Source organism: Shigella sp. SIG6 (assembly GCF_053555815.1).
Genome location: NZ_JBQZXC010000134.1, coordinates 1 through 9,121 on the forward strand (window position 1 = coordinate 1; position 9,121 = coordinate 9,121).

General features: G+C 49.6%; 9 protein-coding genes. 7 read left to right on the forward strand and 2 right to left on the reverse strand.

Annotated features, from left to right (window positions below; translation table 11 throughout):
• Positions 1-22 precede the first annotated feature (22 nt).
• The 5 genes from csgA (at position 23) to clsC (ending at position 3,262) form a co-directional block, all read left to right on the forward strand.
• Complete coding sequence (gene csgA, locus ACUU1M_RS16820; protein WP_001144017.1) at positions 23-388, forward strand: curli major subunit CsgA; 366 nt, start codon at positions 23-25, stop codon at positions 386-388.
• A gap of 58 nt (positions 389-446) precedes the next feature.
• Positions 447-779, forward strand: coding sequence for a curli assembly chaperone CsgC (gene csgC, locus ACUU1M_RS16825; protein WP_000992821.1), 333 nt, complete (start codon positions 447-449; stop codon positions 777-779).
• 120 nt (positions 780-899) lie between these two features.
• Positions 900-1,211, forward strand: a complete 312-nt coding sequence (gene ymdA, locus ACUU1M_RS16830; protein ID WP_449144696.1) for a protein YmdA — start codon at positions 900-902, stop codon at positions 1,209-1,211.
• A gap of 94 nt (positions 1,212-1,305) precedes the next feature.
• On the forward strand, positions 1,306-1,839 hold the full coding sequence (gene ymdB, locus ACUU1M_RS16835; protein ID WP_000857407.1) for an O-acetyl-ADP-ribose deacetylase: 534 nt from the start codon (positions 1,306-1,308) through the stop codon (positions 1,837-1,839).
• Positions 1,781-3,262, forward strand: a complete 1,482-nt coding sequence (clsC, locus tag ACUU1M_RS16840; protein ID WP_134797972.1) for a cardiolipin synthase ClsC — start codon at positions 1,781-1,783, stop codon at positions 3,260-3,262. The genes ymdB and clsC overlap by 59 nt, the downstream gene beginning before the upstream one ends.
• 7 nt (positions 3,263-3,269) lie before the next feature.
• Here clsC and mdoC read toward each other — a convergent pair whose 3' ends face one another.
• The gene (gene mdoC, locus ACUU1M_RS16845) at positions 3,270-4,427 is read right to left on the reverse strand and encodes a glucans biosynthesis protein MdoC (protein ID WP_001070350.1); all 1,158 of its coding nucleotides are present in this window, start codon (positions 4,425-4,427) and stop codon (positions 3,270-3,272) included.
• A 393-nt stretch (positions 4,428-4,820) separates the two neighbouring features.
• Between mdoC and mdoG the strand changes: the two genes are divergently transcribed.
• Both mdoG and mdoH read left to right on the forward strand, forming a co-directional pair.
• Positions 4,821-6,356, forward strand: coding sequence for a glucans biosynthesis protein MdoG (gene mdoG / locus ACUU1M_RS16850; RefSeq protein ID WP_152029022.1), 1,536 nt, complete (start codon positions 4,821-4,823; stop codon positions 6,354-6,356).
• Positions 6,349-8,892, forward strand: a complete 2,544-nt coding sequence (mdoH, locus tag ACUU1M_RS16855; RefSeq protein WP_001295445.1) for a glucans biosynthesis glucosyltransferase MdoH — start codon at positions 6,349-6,351, stop codon at positions 8,890-8,892. Before mdoG ends, mdoH begins: the two co-directional genes overlap by 8 nt.
• Positions 8,893-9,051: 159 nt before the next feature.
• Here the strand turns inward: mdoH and ACUU1M_RS16860 are convergent.
• The coding region (locus tag ACUU1M_RS16860) for a hypothetical protein (protein ID WP_449144697.1) at positions 9,052-9,121 on the reverse strand (70 nt) is incomplete at its 5' end.

The window sequence follows — 9,121 nt, forward strand, 5'->3', positions numbered from 1 at the left end:
GAACAAATGGTAGTGTCCGCTATTGCCAGTACACCTCAGTAATAATAGCGGCCCAAATTCAGAGCTGAACATTTACCAGTACGGTGGCGGTAACTCTGCACTTGCTCTGCAAACTGATGCCCGTAACTCTGACTTGACTATTACCCAGCATGGCGGTGGTAATGGTGCAGATGTTGGTCAGGGCTCAGATGACAGCTCAATCGATCTGACCCAACGTGGCTTCGGTAACAGCGCCACTCTTGATCAGTGGAACGGCAAAAATTCTGAAATGACTGTTAAACAGTTCGGTGGTGGCAACGGTGCTGCAGTTGACCAGACTGCATCGAACTCCTCCGTCAACGTGACTCAGGTTGGCTTTGGTAACAACGCGACCGCTCATCAGTATTAATACATCATTTGTATTACAGAAACAGGGCGCAAGCCCTGTTTTTTTTCGGGAGAAGAATATGAATGCGTTATTACTCCTTGCGGCACTTTCCAGCCAGATAACCTTTAATACGACCCAGCAAGGGGATATGTACACCATTATTCCTGAAGTTACTCTTACTCAATCTTGTCTGTGCAGAGTACAAATATTGTCCCTGCGCGAAGGCAGTTCAGGGCAAAGTCAGACGAAGCAAGAAAAGACCCTCTCATTGCCTGCTAATCAACCCATTGCTTTGACGAAGTTGAGTTTAAATATTTCCCCGGAAGATCGGGTGAAAATAGTTGTTACTGTTTCTGATGGACAGGCACTTCATTTATCACAACAATGGACGCCCTCTTCAGAAAAGTCTTAATTTGTTGAAATATCGAGCATAAGATGAATCTGGAGAGAATGGTCTGCTGCGAATCAGCCAACCTGAAAGTATGGATAACACAACCCTCAAGGATGACTAATCATTGAGGAAATAGAATAAATGTTCAGACCTTTTTTAGGCTCTCTTATGCTCGGCAGTTTGTTTTTTCCTTTTATTGCCATTGCAGGAAGCACCGCGCAAGGGGGCGTGATCCATTTTTATGGCCAAATTGTGGAACCGGCATGTGACGTCAGCACCCAGTCATCACCCGTAGAAATGAACTGCCCACAGAATGGTTCTATTCCGGGCAAAACCTACTCCAGCAAAGCGTTAATGAGCGGCAATGTCAAAAACGCGCAAATAGCCTCAGTAAAAGTGCAGTATCTTGATAAACAGAAAAAGCTGGCTGTAATGAACATCGAATATAACTAAGTTTCTGAACAACTCACGTTGCTGAGCAGAAAAATGCGATTTAACCAAAAAGCCTGCTGTACACTTAAGAAACAAGAAGGTGTAAGGAGGCGTTATGAAAACGCGTATTCATGTTGTGCAGGGTGATATTACCAAACTGGCCGTTGATGTGATTGTGAATGCGGCTAATCCGTCATTAATGGGAGGCGGCGGCGTCGATGGGGCCATTCATCGCGCAGCGGGTCCGGCCCTGCTGGATGCCTGTTTAAAAGTCAGGCAACAGCAGGGCGATTGCCCTACGGGGCATGCCGTTATTACGCTTGCAGGCGATCTTCCCGCTAAAGCCGTAGTACACACCGTCGGGCCAGTCTGGCGTGGTGGTGAACAAAACGAAGACCAGCTTTTGCAGGATGCCTATCTGAATAGCCTACGACTGGTGGCGGCAAACAGCTATACGTCAGTGGCTTTTCCTGCAATCAGTACTGGGGTTTATGGTTACCCTCGTGCGGCAGCGGCTGAAATCGCAGTTAAAACCGTTTCAGAATTTATTACCCGTCACGCTTTACCCAAACAGGTATACTTTGTCTGTTATGATGAAGAAAGCGCCCACCTCTACGAAAGACTCCTTACCCAACAAGGAGATGAATGATTTGCCCCGGCTGGCGAGCGCGGTGCTGCCACTGTGTTCGCAACATCCCGGTCAGTGTGGTCTTTTCCCTCTGGAGAAAAGTCTGGATGCGTTTGCCGCCCGGTATCGTCTGGCCGAAATGGCAGAGCATACGCTGGATGTTCAGTATTACATCTGGCAGGACGATATGTCGGGGCGGTTACTGTTTTCCGCCCTGTTAGCCGCAGCAAAGCGTGGCGTTCGCGTCCGTTTGTTGCTGGACGACAACAATACGCCCGGACTTGACGACATTTTACGCTTGCTTGACAGTCATCCACGCATTGAAGTCCGGCTTTTTAATCCTTTCTCGTTTCGCTTGCTACGTCCGCTTGGATATATCACCGACTTTTCCCGTCTCTATCGCCGGATGCACAATAAAAGTTTCACTGTCGATGGCGTGGTTACCCTAGTGGGAGGACGAAATATTGGTGATGCCTATTTTGGTGCAGGGGAAGAGCCACTTTTTTCGGATTTAGATGTCATGGCAATAGGCCCCGTGGTAGAGGACGTTGCCGATGATTTCGCCCGCTACTGGTATTGCAAATCGGTTTCACCCTTACAGCAGGTGCTGGATGTCCCGGAAGGTGAAATGGCGGATCGCATCGAGTTACCCGCCTCCTGGCATAACGATGCCATGACGCATCGTTATTTACGCAAAATGGAATCCAGTCCATTTATAAATCATCTGGTTGATGGAACGTTGCCGCTTATCTGGGCGAAGACACGTTTATTAAGTGATGATCCGGCGAAAGGGGAGGGCAAGGCAAAACGGCATTCACTGTTACCGCAGCGCCTGTTCGATATCATGGGCTCACCCAGTGAACGCATCGATATTATCTCTTCCTATTTTGTACCGACACGCGCAGGTGTGGCGCAACTCTTACGGATGGTGAGAAAAGGGGTAAAGATTGCGATCCTAACCAATTCTCTTGCCGCTAACGATGTTGCTGTCGTCCATGCCGGATACGCGCGCTGGCGCAAAAAATTGCTCCGCTATGGCGTGGAATTATATGAACTCAAGCCGACGCGTGAACAAAGCAGTACGTTACACGATCGCGGCATAACCGGTAATTCCGGTGCCAGCCTGCATGCTAAAACTTTTAGCATCGATGGTAAAACGGTGTTTATCGGCTCTTTCAATTTCGATCCGCGTTCAACATTGCTCAATACTGAAATGGGCTTCGTGATAGAGAGCGAAACGCTGGCACAGTTAATTGATAAATGCTTTATTCAGAGCCAGTACGATGCGGCCTGGCAGCTCCGTCTGGACAGGTGGGGACGGATCAACTGGGTTGATCGTCATGCAAAGAAAGAGGTTATTCTCAAAAAAGAACCCGCCACCAGTTTCTGGAAGCGGGTTATGGTCAGACTGGCGTCGATATTGCCCGTGGAATGGTTATTGTAAATGTGGCTTAACGGGCTGGTGCTTTATCGTTCTCACGCTTAACAACCGGTTTACCAGAGAACAAAAACTTCAGTAACGGGATGCGTAAATGAATTTCATACAGAATTATCGCAATCCCTACTACGAATATCAGGCCACAGAGAAAACCAAGCCAGTTGGAGGTGATGTGCGGTGTAATGTATGCGCCGAAAAACAGCGTTAACGGGTGGTGAACCAGATAGATAAACAGCGATGCGTTAACAAAATAAGTCACCCGCGCTGACTGGAAGTTAAGCAAACGGTGGCCAAAGGAGAAGACCACATTCACCATCCACAGGCCGAGGACCATGGTGATCACCGACTCGGTTTCGTACATCCAGGCATCGCCACTGCCATAGCGCTGGTTGAGTAAATAAGCGACAAACGCCAATGCTGCAGCGAGGGTACAGCCACGAGACGGCGTGGTAAACAAGGCTTTAAGATGAGGGAAAATGAAAGCCAGTGCGCCGAGGATAAAGAACGGTAAATAAAATAGCGTTTGCATGACAATAAAATTGAACATGCCATTACTCAGAATGGGTGGATACACAATAAAAATCGTTCTTCTTATTACCGCATAGCCGATGCCGAGGCATAAAAAAATCACCGATAGTTTTACCATCGAGAATTTTTTATTCGTTTTATCAGAATTTTCTAAATTATTTCTGATGCGCTTAAATATCCATACACACAGCGTCGTCATGACTACTAACACCAGTAAAAACCACAGGTGTGATATTAATTCCCAGGCCAACGTATTATATTTGTCATACAATGATAGCCCAGGCCAACTTTCCGCTTTCCCTTTGACATATTGCAGCATAATAAATTGCGGTAATGTCAGTAGGGGGATGGCTGTTAACATCGGGATACCTACACGTTCGACACGTACTTTCCACCATTTTTTCAAGGGATAGCGTAAAAAAAGCATGTAGGAAAAGTATCCGGATATAACGAAAAATACCTGCATGCGGAACGAGTGGATGAAGTCATTAAAAAGGGTCAGCCACAATGACGGTTCGGCGCTATTCACATGCCATGTATGGCTCGAATAGATTAAAGAAATATGAAAAGGGATCCCTAACAACATCAGCCAGGCGCGGATGGAGTCGAGGAAATATTCACGTTGCGCGGGTACTGGATTCATATATGGTTAACTAATCTCGGATTTTTCGTCTTATCCCTGTCGGGTTATGCCTTTAGGCTTGTTGCAATAGCGACACCGACCTGACCGCGCCAGGCGCAGGCTTCAAGGTTTTTATGCATAGCATCATCGCTACCACTAACCAGAATGGAAGCGTCTGTAAGACGGTTGATAAATAAATTTGCTGGCAAACCCTACACGAAGTCGATGCTTCTGTCTTTAGGAGAAGCACGGAAAGTGAAAACGGTTGCAATCAGGTGCTTAATCTATGAGCCAGCGTGCTGAACGATACCGGGATTCAGTTGTCGGAATGGCTGGTTATCCATTAAAATAGATCGGATCGATATAAGCACACAAAGGGGGAAGTGCTTACTAATTATGAAACATAAACTACAAATGATGAAAATGCGTTGGTTGAGTGCTGCAGTAATGTTAACCCTGTATACATCTTCAAGCTGGGCTTTCAGTATTGATGATGTCGCAAAGCAAGCTCAATCCTTAGCCGGGAAAGGCTATGAGGCGCCTAAAAGCAACTTGCCCTCCGTTTTCCGCGACATGAAATACGCGGACTATCAGCAGATCCAGTTTAATCATGGCAAAGCGTACTGGAACAATCTGAAGACCCCATTCAAACTCGAGTTCTACCATCAGGGTATGTACTTCGATACCCCGGTCAAAATAAATGAAGTGACTGCCACCGCAGTCAAACGAATCAAATACAGCCCGAATTATTTCACTTTCGGCGATGTTCAGCATGACAAAGACACGGTAAAAGACCTTGGTTTTGCCGGTTTTAAAGTGCTTTACCCGATCAACAGCAAAGATAAAAACGATGAAATCGTCAGCATGCTCGGGGCCAGCTATTTCCGCGTGATTGGTGCAGGTCAGGTTTATGGCCTTTCTGCCCGCGGCCTAGCAATTGATACCGCTTTGCCATCGGGTGAAGAATTTCCACGCTTCAAAGAGTTCTGGATCGAGCGTCCAAAACCGACTGATAAACGTTTAACCATTTATGCATTGCTTGACTCGCCGCGTGCGACAGGTGCTTACAAATTCGTGGTTATGCCAGGGCGTGACACGGTTGTGGATGTGCAGTCGAAAATCTATCTGCGCGATAAAGTCGGCAAACTGGGGGTTGCACCGTTAACCAGTATGTTCCTGTTTGGGCCGAACCAACCGTCGCCCGCAAATAACTATCGTCCGGAGTTGCACGACTCTAACGGTCTGTCTATCCATGCTGGTAATGGCGAATGGATCTGGCGTCCGTTGAATAACCCGAAACATTTAGCGGTCAGCAGCTTCTCCATGGAAAACCCGCGAGGCTTTGGTCTGTTGCAGCGAGGTCGTGATTTCTCCCGCTTTGAAGATCTCGATGATCGTTACGATCTCCGTCCAAGCGCATGGGTGACTCCGAAAGGGGAGTGGGGCAAAGGCAGCGTTGAGCTGGTGGAAATTCCAACCAACGATGAAACCAACGATAACATCGTCGCTTACTGGACGCCGGATCAGCTGCTGGAGCCGGGTAAAGAGATGAACTTTAAATACACCATCACCTTCAGCCGTGATGAAGACAAACTGCATGCGCCAGATAACGCATGGGTGCAACAAACGCGTCGTTCAACGGGGGATGTGAAGCAGTCGAACCTGATTCGCCAGCCTGACGGTACTATCGCCTTTGTGGTCGATTTTACCGGCGCAGAGATGAAAAAACTGCCAGAGGATACCCCGGTCACAGCGCAAACCAGCATTGGTGATAATGGTGAGATAGTTGAAAGCACGGTGCGCTATAACCCGGTTACCAAAGGCTGGCGTCTGGTGATGCGTGTGAAAGTGAAAGATGCCAAGAAAACCACTGAAATGCGTGCTGCGCTGGTGAATGCCGATCAGACGTTGAGTGAAACCTGGAGCTACCAGTTACCTGCCAATGAATAAGACAACTGAGTACATTGACGCAATGCCCATCGCCGCAAGCGAGAAAGCAGCATTGCCGAAGACTGATATCCGCGCCGTTCATCAGGCGCTGGATGCCGAACACCGCACCTGGGCGCGGGAGGATGATTCCCCGCAAGGCTCGGTAAAGGCGCGTCTGGAACAAGCCTGGCCAGATTCACTTGCTGATGGACAGTTAATTAAAGACGACGAAGGGCGCGATCAGCTTAAGGCGATGCCAGAAGCAAAACGCTCCTCGATGTTTCCCGACCCGTGGCGTACCAACCCGGTAGGCCGTTTCTGGGATCGCCTGCGTGGACGCGATGTCACGCCGCGCTATCTGGCTCGTTTGACCAAAGAAGAGCAGGAGAGCGAGCAAAAGTGGCGTACCGTTGGTACCATCCGCCGTTACATTCTGTTGATCCTGACGCTCGCGCAAACTGTTGTCGCGACCTGGTATATGAAGACCATTCTTCCTTATCAGGGTTGGGCGCTGATTAATCCTATGGATATGGTTGGTCAGGATTTGTGGGTTTCCTTTATGCAGCTTCTGCCTTATATGCTGCAAACCGGTATCCTGATCCTTTTTGCGGTACTGTTCTGTTGGGTGTCCGCCGGATTCTGGACGGCGTTGATGGGCTTCCTGCAACTGCTTATTGGTCGCGATAAATACAGTATATCTGCGTCAACAGTTGGCGATGAACCATTAAACCCGGAGCATCGCACGGCGTTGATCATGCCTATCTGTAACGAAGACGTGAACCGTGTTTTTGCTGGCTTGCGTGCAACGTGGGAATCAGTAAAAGCCACCGGGAATGCCAAACACTTTGATGTCTACATTCTGAGTGACAGTTATAACCCGGATATCTGCGTCGCAGAGCAAAAAGCCTGGATGGAGCTTATCGCTGAAGTCGGTGGCGAAGGTCAGATTTTCTATCGCCGCCGCCGTCGCCGCGTGAAGCGTAAAAGCGGTAATATCGATGACTTCTGCCGTCGCTGGGGCAGCCAGTACAGCTACATGGTGGTGCTGGATGCTGACTCGGTAATGACCGGTGATTGTTTATGCGGCCTGGTGCGCTTGATGGAAGCCAACCCGAACGCCGGGATCATTCAGTCGTCGCCGAAAGCGTCCGGTATGGATACGCTGTATGCGCGCTGTCAGCAGTTCGCGACCCGCGTGTATGGGCCACTGTTTACAGCCGGTTTGCACTTCTGGCAACTTGGCGAGTCGCACTACTGGGGACATAACGCGATTATCCGCGTGAAACCATTTATCGAGCACTGCGCACTGGCTCCGCTGCCGGGCGAAGGTTCCTTTGCCGGTTCAATCCTGTCACATGACTTCGTAGAAGCGGCGTTGATGCGCCGTGCAGGTTGGGGGGTCTGGATTGCTTACGATCTCCCGGGTTCTTATGAAGAATTGCCGCCTAACTTGCTTGATGAGCTAAAACGTGACCGCCGCTGGTGCCACGGTAACCTGATGAACTTCCGTCTGTTCCTGGTTAAGGGTATGCACCCGGTTCACCGTGCGGTGTTCCTGACGGGCGTGATGTCTTATCTCTCCGCTCCGCTGTGGTTTATGTTCCTCGCGCTCTCTACTGCATTGCAGGTAGTGCATGCGTTGACCGAACCGCAATACTTCCTGCAACCACGGCAGTTGTTCCCGGTGTGGCCGCAGTGGCGTCCTGAGCTGGCGATTGCACTTTTTGCTTCGACCATGGTGCTGTTGTTCCTGCCGAAGTTATTGAGCATTTTGCTTATCTGGTGCAAAGGAACGAAAGAATACGGCGGCTTCTGGCGCGTTACATTATCGTTGCTGCTGGAAGTGCTGTTTTCCGTGCTGCTGGCTCCGGTACGCATGCTGTTCCATACGGTCTTCGTTGTCAGCGCGTTCCTTGGCTGGGAAGTGGTGTGGAATTCACCGCAGCGTGATGATGACTCCACTTCATGGGGCGAAGCGTTCAAACGCCACGGCTCACAGCTGCTGTTGGGGTTAGTGTGGGCTGTTGGGATGGCGTGGCTGGATCTGCGTTTCCTGTTCTGGCTGGCACCGATTGTCTTCTCGTTGATCCTGTCACCGTTTGTTTCGGTGATTTCCAGCCGTGCCACCGTTGGTCTGCGCACCAAACGCTGGAAACTGTTCCTGATCCCGGAAGAGTATTCACCGCCGCAGGTGCTGGTTGATACCGATCGGTTCCTTGAGATGAATCGCCAACGCTCCCTTGACGATGGCTTTATGCACGCAGTGTTTAACCCGTCATTTAACGCTCTGGCAACCGCAATGGCGACAGCGCGTCACCGCGCCAGTAAGGTGCTGGAAATCGCCCGTGACCGCCACGTTGAACAGGCGCTTAACGAGACGCCAGAGAAGCTGAATCGCGATCGTCGCCTGGTGCTGCTAAGCGATCCGGTGACGATGGCCCGTCTGCATTTCCGCGTCTGGAATTCCCCTGAAAGATATTCTTCATGGGTGAGTTATTACGAAGGGATAAAGCTCAATCCACTGGCATTGCGTAAACCGGATGCGGCTTCGCAATAAAAACGTAGTTGCCTGATGCGCTACGCTTATCAGGCCTACATCGTTCCTGCAATTTATTGATTTTGCAAGATTTTGTAGGTCGGATAAGGCGTTCACGCCACATCCGGCAAAAACAACGAGCCAATAAAAATACCGGCGTTATGCCGTAATGCCAGTCAGTTAAGCAACTGACTGGCTCTTTTTCGGGGCTGTGGGGTATTTCCAGGGCCTCTCCTTTACCACTCTCGAA